The organism is Pseudomonas moraviensis (assembly GCF_900105805.1).
Classification (GTDB): domain Bacteria; phylum Pseudomonadota; class Gammaproteobacteria; order Pseudomonadales; family Pseudomonadaceae; genus Aquipseudomonas; species Aquipseudomonas moraviensis_A.
In genome coordinates, this window is record NZ_LT629788.1 from 3778926 (window position 1) to 3791637 (window position 12712).

Below are 12712 nucleotides of genomic sequence, written 5' to 3' on the forward strand. Positions count from 1 at the left end.
GATAAACCCGGAATAACTTCAATCATTTAAAAGCCGAGCTTGATAATGGATCTGTTCCAGTCGATGGGCGTTTACGTCAAAGTGGTCGAAACGGGGAGCATGACGGCAGCCGCCGCAAAGTGCGAAATGTCGACGACGATGGTGGGCAATCATCTACGCGCGCTGGAGCAACGCCTCGGTGTGCAACTGTTGCAACGCACCACGCGGCGTCAGCGCCTGACCGAATTCGGCAGCGTCTATTATCAACGCTGCCTGGAAGTGCTTGGCCTGGTGGCGGACTCCGAACGCCTTGCCGAACAAGCATCGGATGAGCCGCGCGGCTTGCTGCGCATCACCGCGCCGCTGACCTTCGGCGTCGAACGACTGACCCCGGCCCTCAGCGAATATTCGTTGCTGTATCCGCAAGTGAAACTCGACGTGGTGCTGACCAACAGCCGCCCGGATCTGCTGGAAAACGGCCTCGATGTTGCGTTCCGCCTGGGCAATTTCGACCAGTCCAACCTGATCGCCCGCCCCCTGATCGACTACACCCTGACGGTCTGCGCCTCCCCCGAATACATCGCGCGACGCGGCATGCCGCACACACCACAGGACTTGCAGCAGCACGATTGCCTGTCCTTCGCCTACCCGGCCGGGGATGATTGGCAATCGGTGGAAAAACGCTGGCGTCTGAGCGGCCCGGAAGGCGAAGTCCTCATCGACGTCAGCGGGCCGATGCTGATCAACAGCTCCGCCGGACTGCATCAGGCGGCGCGCAACGGCATGGGCATCATGATGCTGCCCGATGCCTTGGTGGAGCAGGACTTGCGCGACGGCAAACTGGTCAGGGTGATGGCCGACTACCAACCACCGAGCCGACCGATGCATCTGCTGTATGCGCAGGATCGCTATCGACTGCCGAAGCTGAGACGGTTCGTCGAGTTTGCGATGCGTACGTGGGGGAAACCTGACGTCGGCCGGCCGTAATCATTCACGATGGACAATTACAAAGGACTGGTACCAACCATGAACGACGCCCTGACCGTGCGCAACTTGCATCCCGGCGAAACAGAGTCGGCGAGGCTGTTTCTCGACCAGCATGGCTGGGGCCATCGCACCGGTGATGCCGACTCTTTTGCTCGTCTGATTCACCATTCGCAGCGCACGGCTGTCGCGCTCGCAGGCGAGCAGATTGTGGGATTCGCTCGAGCGATTACCGATGAGGTCTCCAACGGCTATCTGTCGATGGTGGTGGTCGATGACCAGCATCGGCGCAAGGGAATTGGCCGGGCACTGGTAGAGCATGTGATGGGCGATGACCCCGCTATCACCTGGCTGCTACGCGCAGGACGCGAAGGCGCTGAAGCTTTTTTTGCCAGCCTGGGCTTCGAGAAGTCCGTGATTGCCATGGAACGTCCGCGCCGCAAATAGCGCGCAGTGGAAAAATCCCGACCGGCAGACCGTTGCTCCGTGACAACGCCGCCCCGCTCCCCTAAATTAGGCGGCCTGAAAAAGACCTCGTGCTTTCTCGCCTCAACTCAAGTTAAAAAGTAGTGAAATTTCAATGTCCGATTTCAACACCGCTGAATCCGTAGTCACCCAGTCGTCCAAAGCGGAATACGAAAACTCCATCAATCTTTCACAACACCTGCCTCAAGCCAAAATCATCAGCGAGATGGTCTTGGACGCGTTCCAGTCGACCCGCGAAAGCGACCAGATCCGCGAATTGCGTGCGGCGATCCGTCAGGCGCATGACAGCTTTGATGACGACAAGGCGTACGAGCTGATGGGCGAACTCAAGCGCCTGAAAGACGCCGAGGCAGCGGACATCGCTGCACTGGAAGACTTGAGCAGCAAGTTCTCGATCGGGCGCATTCTGTCCAGCTTCAAGGACGATCCGGCATTCCAGGAAATCGTTTATGGCCTGGCCCTGAAAGTGCTGAATCAGACTCACCAGGCGATCAGCAACCCGAGCGGCGGCAAGAGCAAGGCTGCAAAAAAGAAAGAAGTGGAAATCTTCACCATCAGCAAGGACGGCGCCAGCGTAACTCTGCCAATGCGCACGCCGCGTTCGCGTCTGAACGTTGACCGTGCGGCGCTGGAGTTCCTCGGCTTTACCTTCGTGGGTGAAGGCGATGAAGCCGAGCTGGAGAGCGAAACCTTCGTCGATAACGCCGGCACCGAACAGGCTGTGAACCGCAAGAACATCATCACCGCGCTGCAGCAGCAGACCGCGTTTGACGGGTATAGCATCGCGGCGCAGTAATCTGCCAAGCGCTTGCGAAAAAGCCTCGTGCTGAGCAATCAGACGGGGCTTTTTTTCGGCTTGGGATCGGTGGTGTAGCTAACATCGTCGCCCCTCACCCCAGCCCTCTCCCGAGGGAGAGGGAGCCGATTTGTGGGCTGTTCGGAATTCGCATTCGACGCGATATTCCGTTTCGACGCGTCTCGCCCAATCACCTCGGTCAGTCTCCTCTCCCCCCGGGAGAGGGTTAGGGTGAGGGGAGCAGGCGCCAAAGATTTCAAGCCGAAGGATGCAACGCCGCAATCATGTCCACTTCAATAGCCGCATTCTTCGGCAGCTGATACACGCCGATGGTCGTGCGGGTATGCCGCCCGGCATCGCCCAGCACATGACTGAACACGTCCGAAGCGCCGTTGGCCACTTCGCTGAGGTCAACGAAATCAGCCGTCGACTTCACGTACACCGTGACTCGCAACAACGCGCGGATCTTGTCCAGTGACCCCACCGCATCGACTATCAGTGCCAGGCAACGCATCGCGCTGATGCTCGCCGCGGCTTGCGCATCCTTGAGGTTCAATTCCAGCCCCACGCGACCGGGATACAGAATCTTGCCATTGACCCGCGGCACCATGCCGCTGATGTAGAGCTCGTCGTGATGACGGATCAGCGGCGCGTAATTGCCACCAGCGGTGTTCTCGCCATAGATGTCGTAGTTGAGTTCTTCGGCCAGGGCGATAAAGCGCTCATCGCAGGTCATCCGTTCGGTCATTGCACCCAGCCTTTTGATCAATGCACGGGTTAGGACAGACGAGCACCGAAGGATGGCTTGGAGCTACTACTGTCGGGGTTGGATCCGAATCTAGGTCTTTTACCGAATGGCCGCAACCGCAAACTGTGGGAGCGAGCCTGCTCGCGAATGGCAGCCCCCCGACCGAGCATTTTTCAGCCAACAAAAAACCCCGCACATATCTCAACGTGCGGGGTTTTCCTGAAGCTTGCAAACCTTACGGCGCGTACGTCAGCAGCAGTTCTGTCGGCACCTTGAAGTCCAGGGACATCATGACGCTCAACGCAGTGATGGTGAAGATCGAGAACACGAACAGCTTGCGTGCCCAGACGGTGTCATCGACTGCCTTGTAGCCGGTCCAGGCCATGTACAGCCAGTACATGCCCATGGCGGCGGCGACGGCGAGGTAGCTCATGCCGGCGTAGCCGCTGAAGGTCAGCATCAAGGTCGCCACGAGGAACGCCAGGATGTAGAGCAGGATGTGCTTCTTCGCCACCTGGATTCCGCGTTTCACTGGCAGCACCGGAATCGATGCGGCCAGGTAATCGTTGAAACGGAAAATCGCGATAGCGTAGGAATGCGGCATCTGCCACAGGCTGAACATCACCAGCAGGGTCAGTGCGGCCATGTCGAAGCTGTTGGTCACAGCCACGTAACCGATCACTGGCGGCATGGCGCCCGACAGGCTGCCCACCAGCGTGCCGTGAACCGACTTGCGCTTGAGGTACAGGCTGTAGAAGCCGACGTAGATGATGAAGCCGATTACTGCGAACAGGGCAGCCAACGGGTTGGCCACCTTGTACAACAGGGCAACGCCGAGAACACCCAGAATGGTCGCGTAAACCAGGGCCAGTTTCAGGGAGATGAGGCCCTGGACCAGCACACGGTTCTTGGTGCGTTCCATCTTCAGGTCGATGTCGCGGTCGATGCAGTTGTTGAACACGCAACCGGAGGCCACGACCAGAGAAGTACCGATCATGGCGGCCAGGAACACCGCCAGATCGACATGCCCTTTCGAGGCCAGGAAGAACCCGCCTGCCACAGAAAGCACGTTACCGAAAATGATCCCCGGTTTGGTGATTTGGATAAAGTGCTTGAGCGACATCGGGTCTACCTCACTTCGCCATCATGTACGTGTGGATGCTGAACATGATCCACAGCGACAGGCCAACCAGCAGCACGATCACAATCGCCGTGAAGACGAACGCGATCACGTTGTTACGCTGTGCAATGGAGCGGTCCAGGTGCAGGAAGTAATACAGGTGAACGATCACCTGGATCACTGCGAACAGCAGAACGATTGCCAGCGTCGTCGACTTCGGCAGGGTCGGGTACATCACCAGACCGAACGGAATAACGGTCAGGATTACCGACAGGATGAAGCCGATGGCGTACGACTTGACGCTGCCGTGGCCAGCATCGTGGCTGTCATGGGAGTGTGCATTAGCCATTACAGAGTCCCCATCAGGTAAACAACGGTGAAGACGCAGATCCAGACCACGTCCAGGAAGTGCCAGAACAGGCTCAGGCAGCTCAGACGGGTCTTGTTGGTCGACGTCAGGCCATGCTTGTTGACCTGATACATCATGATGCCCATCCAGATCAGACCGGCCGAAACGTGCAGACCGTGGGTACCGACCAGGGTGAAGAACGCCGACAGGAAGCCCGAACGGCTAGGACCGAAGCCCTCGGAGATCAGCAGGTGGAACTCGTTGATCTCCATGGCGATGAAGCCCGCGCCGAGCAGGAAGGTCATGAACAACCAGCCCAGGACCGCCTGCTTCTTGCCCTTGTACAACGCCAGCATGGCGAAGCCGTAGGTGATCGAACTGAACAACAGCAGAGCGGTTTCGCCCAGCACGTATGGCAGTTCGAAGATGTCGTGGCCCGACGGGCCACCGGCAACGTTGTTTACCAGTACTGCGTACACCGCGAAGATCGACGCAAACAGAATGCAGTCGGTCATCAGGTAGAGCCAGAAACCGTATACGGTCATCTCGCCCGAGTCGTGGTGATGGTCATCGTGCCCATGGTCACCATGGGCGTGTCCAACATTGGTCACTAAGTTCGACATGGTTTAAGCCTGTTCCAACGAGGTTTCAACACGGGTGGCGTTGGCCGGGATTTTCCCTGCCGCGACCAGACGCTTGTGCTGCTCGGCTTCGATACGCTCGATCGTTTCAACCGGAACCATATAGCCCTGGTCGTCACGTGCAGCGTGGATCACGAAGTAAACGACGGTGCCTACCAGGCTCGCGATCGCCAGCCACCAGATGTGCCAGATCATCGCGAAACCGAAGACGGTCAACAGCGCGCCCATCACCACGCCGGTGGCGGTGTTGTTCGGCATGTGGATCGGCTCGTACTTGGCCGGACGCTGGTACGCAGTACCGTTTTCCTTGGCCTCGGTGAACGGGTCGATGCAGTCAGCCTTAGGCAGCACAGCGAAGTTGTAGAACGGTGGTGGCGACGAGGTCGACCATTCCAGCGTGTGCGCATTCCACGGGTCACCGTGATCGCAAACGTTCTCTGGCTTGTTGCGGTCACGCACACTGACGTACAGCTGGATCAGTTGGCAGGCGATACCGGCAGCAATCATCACCGCACCGAACATGGCAACGTACAGGTACGGTACCCACTCAGGGTTGGTGGTGGCGTTCAGACGACGGGTCATGCCCATGAAGCCCAGTGCATAGAGCGGCATGAACGCGACGAAGAAGCCCGAGATCCAGAACCAGAACGCTGCTTTGCCCCAGCCTTCGTGCAGCTTGAAGCCGAACGCTTTCGGGAAGTAGAACGCGAAGCCAGCGATGTAACCGAATACCGCACCGCCGATGATCACGTTGTGGAAGTGCGCGATCACGAACAGGCTGTTGTGCAGCACGAAGTCAGCACCCGGAATGGCCAGCAGTACGCCGGTCATGCCGCCGATGGCGAAGGTCACCATGAAGCCCAGGGTCCACATTACCTGGCTGGTGAAGCGCAGACGGCCCTGGTAGATGGTGAACAGCCAGTTGAACAGCTTCACACCCGTCGGGATGGAAATCAGCATCGTCGCCAGACCGAAGAAGGCGTTGACGCTTGCACCCGAACCCATGGTGAAGAAGTGGTGCAGCCAGACCATGAAGCCCAGTACCGAGATCGCGCCCGAGGCGTAGATCATCGAGTGGTGGCCGAACAGTTTCTTGCCGGTGAAGGCCGAGATCACTTCCGAGAAGATGCCGAAAGCCGGCAGGATCAGGATGTAAACCTCAGGGTGGCCCCACGCCCAGAACAGGTTGACGTACATCATCGGATTGCCACCAAGTTCATTGGTGAAAATGTGGAAATCCATGTAACGGTCAAGGGTCAGCAGTGCCAGGGTCGCGGTCAGGATCGGGAACGAAGCCACGATCAGAACGTTTGCCCAGGTGCAGGTCCAGGTGAAGATCGGCATGTCCATCAGTTTCATGCCAGGGGTACGCATTTTCAGTACGGTCGCGAGGAAGTTGACCCCGGTTAACGTCGTACCCAATCCGGATAGCTGTAGCGCCCAGATGTAGTAATCCATACCTACGCCAGGACTGTATTGCAGACCCGACAGCGGCGGATACGCAACCCAACCGGTCTTGGCGAATTCACCGATACCCAGCGACAGGTTGATCAGCACAACGCCGGATACCAGCAGCCAGAAGCTCAGGGAGTTCAGGAACGGGAAGGCAACGTCACGCGCACCGATCTGCAGCGGCACTGCAAGGTTCATCAGGCCGGTGAAGAATGGCATCGCCATGAAGATGATCATGATCACACCGTGAGCGGTGAAGATCTGGTCATAGTGTTCAGGTGGCAGGTAGCCAGGCGAACCCTCGGTGGCCATGGCCAGCTGGGTACGCATCATGATCGCGTCGGCAAAGCCGCGCAGCAGCATGACCATGGCGACGATGATGTACATCACGCCGATTTTCTTGTGGTCGACCGAAGTCAGCCACTCAGTCCACAGGTACGTCCACTTCTTGAAGTAAGTGATCGCAGCGAACAGTGCCAGACCACCGAGGGCGATCATGGCGATGGTCACCATCACGATCGGCTCGTGGAATGGGACTGCTTCCCAACTTAATTTACCAAACATCGTTTACTCCTCTGCCCCGGCAGCTGAATGCGAACCCGCGTCAATATCCGTGGCCGCCACTTCTTTCTCTTTCTTCTCGTGCTTCAGCGGCTTGCCCGGCTTCATACCTTCGTACTTGTCGACGATGATCTGGAACTGGTTCGGCGTGACCGACGAGTAGAGCTCGACTGGGTTGTTCTGGCTCGGTTTGGCCAGGGCTGCGTATTCAGCCTGATCAAGCTGTTTAGGCGACTTCTTGACTTCACTGACCCAGGCGTCGAAATCTTCCTGAGTGGTGGAGATAGCCTTGAATTTCATACCGGTGAAACCGGCGCCGCTGTAGTTGGCGGAGATACCGTCCATTTCAGCGTTGCGGTCGGCGATCAGGTGCAGCTTGGTCTGCATGCCCGCCATCGCGTAGATCTGGCCGCCCAGGCCCGGGATGAAGAACGAGTTCATCACGGCGTCGGAGGTGATCTTGAAGTTGATTGGCGTGTGCGCCGGGAACACGATCTTGTTGACCGTGGCGATGCCTTGTTCCGGATAGATGAACAGCCACTTCCAGTCCAGCGCGACGACTTCGATGGTCACCGGCTTGACGTCAGACTCGATCGGACGATACGGGTCCAGCTCGTGAGTCGAGATGTAAGTGATGTAACCCAGGGCGATGATGATCAGCACCGGGATGGTCCATACGGCCACTTCGATCTTGGTCGAGTGCGACCACTTCGGCGTGTAGACGGCGTTCTTGTTCGAAGCGCGGTACTTCCAGGCAAACAGGAAGGTCATGACGATGACCGGCACGACGACCAACAGCATCAGCAGCGTGGCGGTGATGATCAGGTTGCGCTGTTCCAGGCCGACCTGGCCCGTTGGATTGAGCAAGGTCATGTTGCAGCCTCCCAGCAGCAACGTGCCGAGCAGCGGCACTAGGCCTAGTAATCTGGGGTACCTGTTTTTACTCATCTCACGACCTCTAAAGCAGCTTGCGCAATGCAGTTGGGTTTTGATCGCCAACACTTCACCCTGCCAAGGGTTGGCATTTTCTTTGGATTGAATAAGGGCCGCCCGTCGCGCGTCTCACGCTCGACAAAACCTTGGGACAGCGTTCAGTTCTTATTCGAATTCGTGGTCAAAGGCCTTGTTACAGACCAATTCCATTTGGTGCGGAAAATTGGAAAGGCACCGACACCTGGGTGTCTCGAAAGCCTCGCGGCTCGCTCGACACCCGACCTCCTGATCAGTTCCTTGATAAAGGCTGAACAGCGCCGGGAATTCAGTGCGGGCGATTGTAGATAGGTAGCGCCCTATACACCATGTCTTATCCCGAAATAATTTTTATCACTCAGAGCAACAATCCATCGCCATTTTTGCAAAAGTTGCGGGTGTTATTGAAAGCTCTTCTCAACAAACCCGGCAAAATGTGCACATGTAACCGCCTCAAATCAGACAGCTCTGCGAGCCGCCTGCGAGCGCCTGACCGGCGCAAAGCCCGATATTCCAAGGCCTTCGCCTACATGCCGGGGCCTGTTAAAACTGCCTGATCCGGCACCTCCGCCCTGAAGCCCGAAATCGTCGAAACTGGCCAATGTTTTTATGTAACAGGCGGCCAATCCGCCGCATCCCGAGCCCCTGCGACAGCCTGTGTGTGACAACATGTCGCACACTTGCCGCATGCTTCATTGCCGTTCGTCACGGTGTTTTCACAAACGCTCTGAAATGCAAAACGCCTCGATTTTCAGCAGCGAAAATCGGGGCGTTTTGTTTATCGGCACTCCCGCGCAAAAGTTGACTCAGCGCAGCGCTTTTCGATTACGCGAGGTCAGCAGCGGCACCAGAATCACCACCAGCACGAACGCCACCAGCGCCCACTGCGCCAGCGACAGACCGAGGATCGGCGGATACGGCGTCGAGCAGAAACCGTCGACCTGGAAGCCCAGCGGGAAGATCTTCGCCAGCGGCAGATCATCGACAATCGGCTGCAGCACATCGACGCCACAACTGACCGCCGGATAGAACTGCGTATAGACGTGATGCCCGGCCACAGCGGCCCCGGCAAGCGCACAGATCACCACCAGCGTTTCGAACACGGTGATGCTGCGACGGCTGCGCATGCCCGCGCCGATGAAGGCGAACAGTGCGATCAGCAGCAATGCATAGCGCTGCAGAATGCACAGCGGGCACGGTGCCTCACCCAAGACGATCTGCATGTACAGCGCACCGCCGATCAACGCCAGGCAGATGATCCCCAGCAGCACCAGATAGCGCCGCTCACGTCCCAACCGCATCGTTTCCTCGCTCATTGCCTTTCCCTTGTAAGTCCATGGTCCAGCCGGCCGGCGGCTGAAATTGTCGCAAGTCTACACCGGGGCAATAAACGATAAAGCGGTTAAGGAATGATTAACCAACAAAGCTTTGTGGCGCGCAGAAGATTCGCGAGCAGGCTCGCTCCCACAATGGATCTGCGTCGGACACAAACTCTGTGAACAATGCAAAACCTGTAGGAGTGAGCCTGCTCGCGATGCAGACGACTCGGTCGTTGACGGCTATTCCAAAGCAGAAGCCGGCCCGAAGAACTCGTAACGGCTCTGTTTCTCCGGCACGCCCAACGCTTTCAGATGCCGCTTGATCGCGCCCATGAACCCTTTCGGCCCGAGGAAGTACGCATCGACATCACGCTGCGCCGGCAACCATTCGCCGAGCAGCTCTTCACTGAGCATGCCGACCTTGTCCGCCGCCGGGCTCACGCCGTCTTCTTCGGCGTAGCAATAGAAGCGCTTGAGCTGTGGATGACGTTCAGCCAGCCCATCGACCCAGTCACGGAACGCGTGGACGCTGCCGTTTCGCGCGCAGTGGATAAAATGCACCGGACGCTCGGTCTCCAACGCCGCTTCCAGCATCGCTAGCGTTGGGGTAATGCCGACACCGCCGCTGATCAGCACCAGCGGTTTGTCGCTGGCCGCCAGGGTGAATTCGCCGGATGGCGGGAACAGTTGAATGCTTGAGCCGACCTGCAGTTGATCATGCAGATAATTCGACGCGCGGCCACCCGGTTCACGCTTGACGCTGATGCGGTACTGGCCGTGATTGGCCAGTGCCGACAGCGAATAGTTGCGGCGGATTTCTTCGCCATCGAGGTGCAGCTTCATGCCGATGTACTGACCCGGTTCAGCCGCAAGAATCGGCCCTTTGTCCGCCGGCTCGAAGTAGAAAGAGGTGATTTCGGCGCTCTCTTGCACTTTCGCGGTGACGATGAACTCCCGCGCACCGCGCCAGCCGCCGACCGCGTGTTCCTTCTGATCGTAGATCGCGGTTTCCGCGCCGATCAGGATGTCGGCCAGTTGCCCGTACGCCGCGCCCCAGGCGCTCATCACTTCGGGCGTAGCGATCTCTTCACCGAGCACTTCGGAAATGGCCCGCAGCAGGCAGGTGCCGACGATCGGGTAGTGCTCCGGCAGAATCTGCAGGGCGACGTGCTTGTTGATGATCTTCGCCACCAGATCGCCCAACTGGTCGAGCTGATCGATGTGCCGGGCATACATCAGCACGCCGTTAGCCAAGGCACGCGGCTGATCGCCACTGGCCTGGTGCGCCTGGTTGAACAGCGGGCGTACTTGCGGGTATTCGGAAAGCATCATGCGGTAAAAGTGCGTGATCAACGCCTCGCCGCCGCTTTCCAGCAGAGGCACGGTGGATTTGACGATGGCACGATCCTGGACGCTAAGCATAAGGTGACTCCTGCGCTTTCTTGAAAGATTGCTCTGGAGGTATCAGCTTTCGTGCCAACTTATTAATTGTTTAAATTCAATGAGTTGAAACCTACATAGTCATTTCGACACAAATGCACGTATAGTCATCACGACTACACTTTGTCTCTTTGACTACATCACCATGACCGCCAAATCCTTGCTTACCGCCCTGCTGCCTCTGGTCGCCGACCTGTCCCGCGAATTGCCCGAAGGTGAGCGCTACCGGCGTTTGCTCGAAGCCATGCGCGCCTTGTTGCCCTGCGATGCCGCCGCGTTACTGCGTCTGGACGGTGAGTCCTTGGTGCCGCTGGCGGTGGACGGCTTGAGTACCGACACCCTCGGCCGCCGCTTCAAAGTCAGCGAACACCCACGGTTTGAAATTCTGCTGGCCGGCGCCGGTCCGACGCGCTTCGCCGCCGACAGCGAACTGCCCGATCCCTATGACGGATTGGTCGATGGCCTCGACGATCACCTCGAAGTCCACGACTGCCTCGGCTGTCCTTTATTTGTCGATGAGAAACTCTGGGGCCTGATCACCCTTGATGCGCTCGACCCGGAGCGTTTCGAGCCGATCGAACTCGATGCCCTGCAAGCCTTCGCCAGCCTCGCCTCGGCCACGGTCAACGCTGCCGAGCGCATCGAGCGTCTGGCCACCCGCGCCGAAGATGAACATCAGCGCGCCGAGGTCTACCGCCAGGCCAGCGGCCAGCAGAACCGCGAAATGGTCGGCCAGAGCAAAGCGCACAAACGTCTGGTGGAAGAAATCAATCTGGTCGGCGGCAGTGACCTGACCGTGCTGATCACTGGCGAAACCGGTGTCGGCAAGGAGCTGGTCGCCCAAGCGATTCACGCCGCTTCCCCGCGCGCCGACAAACCGATCATCAGCCTCAACTGCGCCGCCCTGCCTGACACACTGGTGGAAAGCGAACTGTTCGGCCACGTGCGCGGTGCTTTCACCGGCGCTACCAGCGACCGCCGCGGCAAATTCGAACTGGCCAATGGCGGCACGCTGTTTCTCGATGAAGTCGGCGAGCTGTCGCTGACGGTCCAGGCCAAATTGCTGCGCGTATTGCAGAGCGGACAGTTGCAACGCCTGGGCTCGGACAAGGAGCATCAGGTTGATGTGCGCTTGATTGCCGCGACCAATCGCGATCTGGCCGAAGAAGTACGCAGCGGTCGCTATCGGGCCGACTTCTATCACCGCTTGAGTGTCTACCCGCTGCGGGTGCCGGCGCTGCGCGATCGCGGCCGCGATGTGTTGCTGCTCAGCGGCTTTTTTCTCGAGCAGAACCGCTCGCGTATGGGCCTTAACAGCCTGCGCTTGACCGGCGATGCGCAAGAGGCGCTGCTGGCGTACACATGGCCGGGGAATGTGCGCGAGCTGGAGCATTTGATCGGGCGCAGTGCACTGAAGGCGCTGGGTAATTGCAAGGTGCGGCCGAAAATCCTGAGTCTGAGTGCGGCGGATCTGGATTTGCCGCGTGAGGTTGTGGATAACGTGGTTGTGCCTGTTACCGCAGGCTTGGCCAATGAGATGCCAATGATCGGCGGGGATTTGCGCAGTGCCACTGATGAGTTTCAGCGGCGCCTGATCAGTGCAGCGCTGGAACGTCATCGGGATAACTGGGCGAGTGCGGCGCGAGAGCTGGGGGTGGATCGGGCGAACCTTGGGCGGATGGCCAAGCGCTTGGGCATGAAAAGCTGAAGATTATCGCCAAGTGCCAAAAGCCCCCTCACCCCAGCCCTCTCCCAGAGGGAGAGGGCTGGGGTGAGGGGCTTTTGATCTGTGACGACAAACCTAAAGCCCACTCCATTCAAGCCGATAACCCGGCATCAAAGGTTTCTGGCGATTTGCACTCTCGCCC

The 12712-nt window shown here is 58.5% G+C and carries 12 protein-coding genes; 4 read left to right on the forward strand and 8 right to left on the reverse strand.

The genetic code is table 11. From position 1 onward, the window contains the following. The first annotated feature begins 45 nt into the window (after positions 1 to 45). The 3 genes from BLU71_RS16755 to BLU71_RS16765 all read left to right on the forward strand — a co-directional run bounded on the left by BLU71_RS16755 (position 46) and on the right by BLU71_RS16765 (position 2245). Positions 46 to 966, forward strand: a complete 921-nt coding sequence (locus BLU71_RS16755; protein WP_042608355.1) for a LysR family transcriptional regulator — start codon at positions 46 to 48, stop codon at positions 964 to 966. Between the two features lie 39 nt (positions 967 to 1005). After that, positions 1006 to 1410, forward strand: a complete 405-nt coding sequence (locus tag BLU71_RS16760) for a GNAT family N-acetyltransferase (protein WP_064364316.1) — start codon at positions 1006 to 1008, stop codon at positions 1408 to 1410. Positions 1411 to 1543: 133 nt separating this feature from the next. Beyond that, positions 1544 to 2245: a hypothetical protein gene (locus BLU71_RS16765; RefSeq protein WP_064364315.1), complete on the forward strand. Its 702-nt coding sequence runs from the start codon at positions 1544 to 1546 to the stop codon at positions 2243 to 2245. A 256-nt stretch (positions 2246 to 2501) separates the two neighbouring features. Here BLU71_RS16765 and BLU71_RS16770 read toward each other — a convergent pair whose 3' ends face one another. The 8 genes from BLU71_RS16770 to hmpA all read right to left on the reverse strand — a co-directional run bounded on the left by BLU71_RS16770 (position 2502) and on the right by hmpA (position 10826). Continuing rightward, the gene (locus tag BLU71_RS16770) at positions 2502 to 2993 is read right to left on the reverse strand and encodes a RidA family protein (protein ID WP_016773306.1); all 492 of its coding nucleotides are present in this window, start codon (positions 2991 to 2993) and stop codon (positions 2502 to 2504) included. A gap of 235 nt (positions 2994 to 3228) precedes the next feature. After that, entirely contained in the window at positions 3229 to 4116 is an 888-nt protein-coding gene (cyoE, locus tag BLU71_RS16775; RefSeq protein WP_016773305.1) for a heme o synthase, read from the reverse strand. 10 nt (positions 4117 to 4126) lie between these two features. Next, positions 4127 to 4462: a cytochrome o ubiquinol oxidase subunit IV gene (gene cyoD, locus BLU71_RS16780; RefSeq protein WP_011335842.1), complete on the reverse strand. Its 336-nt coding sequence runs from the start codon at positions 4460 to 4462 to the stop codon at positions 4127 to 4129. Then, complete coding sequence (gene cyoC / locus BLU71_RS16785) at positions 4462 to 5085, reverse strand: cytochrome o ubiquinol oxidase subunit III (RefSeq protein WP_016773303.1); 624 nt, start codon at positions 5083 to 5085, stop codon at positions 4462 to 4464. The genes cyoD and cyoC overlap by 1 nt, the downstream gene beginning before the upstream one ends. Before the next feature lie 3 nt (positions 5086 to 5088). Next, positions 5089 to 7119 carry a cytochrome o ubiquinol oxidase subunit I gene (cyoB, locus tag BLU71_RS16790; RefSeq protein ID WP_039761405.1) on the reverse strand — a complete coding sequence of 677 codons (2031 nt, stop codon included), beginning with the start codon at positions 7117 to 7119 and terminating at the stop codon, positions 5089 to 5091. 3 nt (positions 7120 to 7122) lie between these two features. After that, positions 7123 to 8064 (reverse strand): ubiquinol oxidase subunit II, encoded by a 942-nt coding sequence (gene cyoA / locus BLU71_RS16795; protein WP_024014231.1) that lies wholly within the window; start codon positions 8062 to 8064, stop codon positions 7123 to 7125. A gap of 827 nt (positions 8065 to 8891) precedes the next feature. Further along, the gene (locus BLU71_RS16805) at positions 8892 to 9401 is read right to left on the reverse strand and encodes a disulfide bond formation protein B (protein ID WP_042608357.1); all 510 of its coding nucleotides are present in this window, start codon (positions 9399 to 9401) and stop codon (positions 8892 to 8894) included. A gap of 243 nt (positions 9402 to 9644) precedes the next feature. Continuing rightward, positions 9645 to 10826, reverse strand: a complete 1182-nt coding sequence (gene hmpA / locus BLU71_RS16810) for an NO-inducible flavohemoprotein (RefSeq protein ID WP_083353535.1) — start codon at positions 10824 to 10826, stop codon at positions 9645 to 9647. A 163-nt stretch (positions 10827 to 10989) separates the two neighbouring features. Between hmpA and norR the strand changes: the two genes are divergently transcribed. After that, positions 10990 to 12552 carry a nitric oxide reductase transcriptional regulator NorR gene (norR, locus tag BLU71_RS16815; protein ID WP_083353536.1) on the forward strand — a complete coding sequence of 521 codons (1563 nt, stop codon included), beginning with the start codon at positions 10990 to 10992 and terminating at the stop codon, positions 12550 to 12552. Positions 12553 to 12712 lie beyond the last annotated feature (160 nt).

What these genes read in the sequence shown, in the direction of transcription:
- BLU71_RS16755 (WP_042608355.1), top strand. Translation starts at nt 46, where the DNA reads ATGGATCTGTTCCAGTCGATGGGCGTTTACGTCAAAGTGGTCGAAACG.
- BLU71_RS16760 (WP_064364316.1), top strand. Translation starts at nt 1,006, where the DNA reads ATGAACGACGCCCTGACCGTGCGCAACTTGCATCCCGGCGAAACAGAG.
- BLU71_RS16765 (WP_064364315.1), top strand. Translation starts at nt 1,544, where the DNA reads ATGTCCGATTTCAACACCGCTGAATCCGTAGTCACCCAGTCGTCCAAA.
- BLU71_RS16770 (WP_016773306.1), bottom strand. Translation starts at nt 2,993, where the DNA reads ATGACCGAACGGATGACCTGCGATGAGCGCTTTATCGCCCTGGCCGAA.
- cyoE (WP_016773305.1), bottom strand. Translation starts at nt 4,116, where the DNA reads ATGTCGCTCAAGCACTTTATCCAAATCACCAAACCGGGGATCATTTTC.
- cyoD (WP_011335842.1), bottom strand. Translation starts at nt 4,462, where the DNA reads ATGGCTAATGCACACTCCCATGACAGCCACGATGCTGGCCACGGCAGC.
- cyoC (WP_016773303.1), bottom strand. Translation starts at nt 5,085, where the DNA reads ATGTCGAACTTAGTGACCAATGTTGGACACGCCCATGGTGACCATGGG.
- cyoB (WP_039761405.1), bottom strand. Translation starts at nt 7,119, where the DNA reads ATGTTTGGTAAATTAAGTTGGGAAGCAGTCCCATTCCACGAGCCGATC.
- cyoA (WP_024014231.1), bottom strand. Translation starts at nt 8,064, where the DNA reads ATGAGTAAAAACAGGTACCCCAGATTACTAGGCCTAGTGCCGCTGCTC.
- BLU71_RS16805 (WP_042608357.1), bottom strand. Translation starts at nt 9,401, where the DNA reads ATGAGCGAGGAAACGATGCGGTTGGGACGTGAGCGGCGCTATCTGGTG.
- hmpA (WP_083353535.1), bottom strand. Translation starts at nt 10,826, where the DNA reads ATGCTTAGCGTCCAGGATCGTGCCATCGTCAAATCCACCGTGCCTCTG.
- norR (WP_083353536.1), top strand. Translation starts at nt 10,990, where the DNA reads ATGACCGCCAAATCCTTGCTTACCGCCCTGCTGCCTCTGGTCGCCGAC.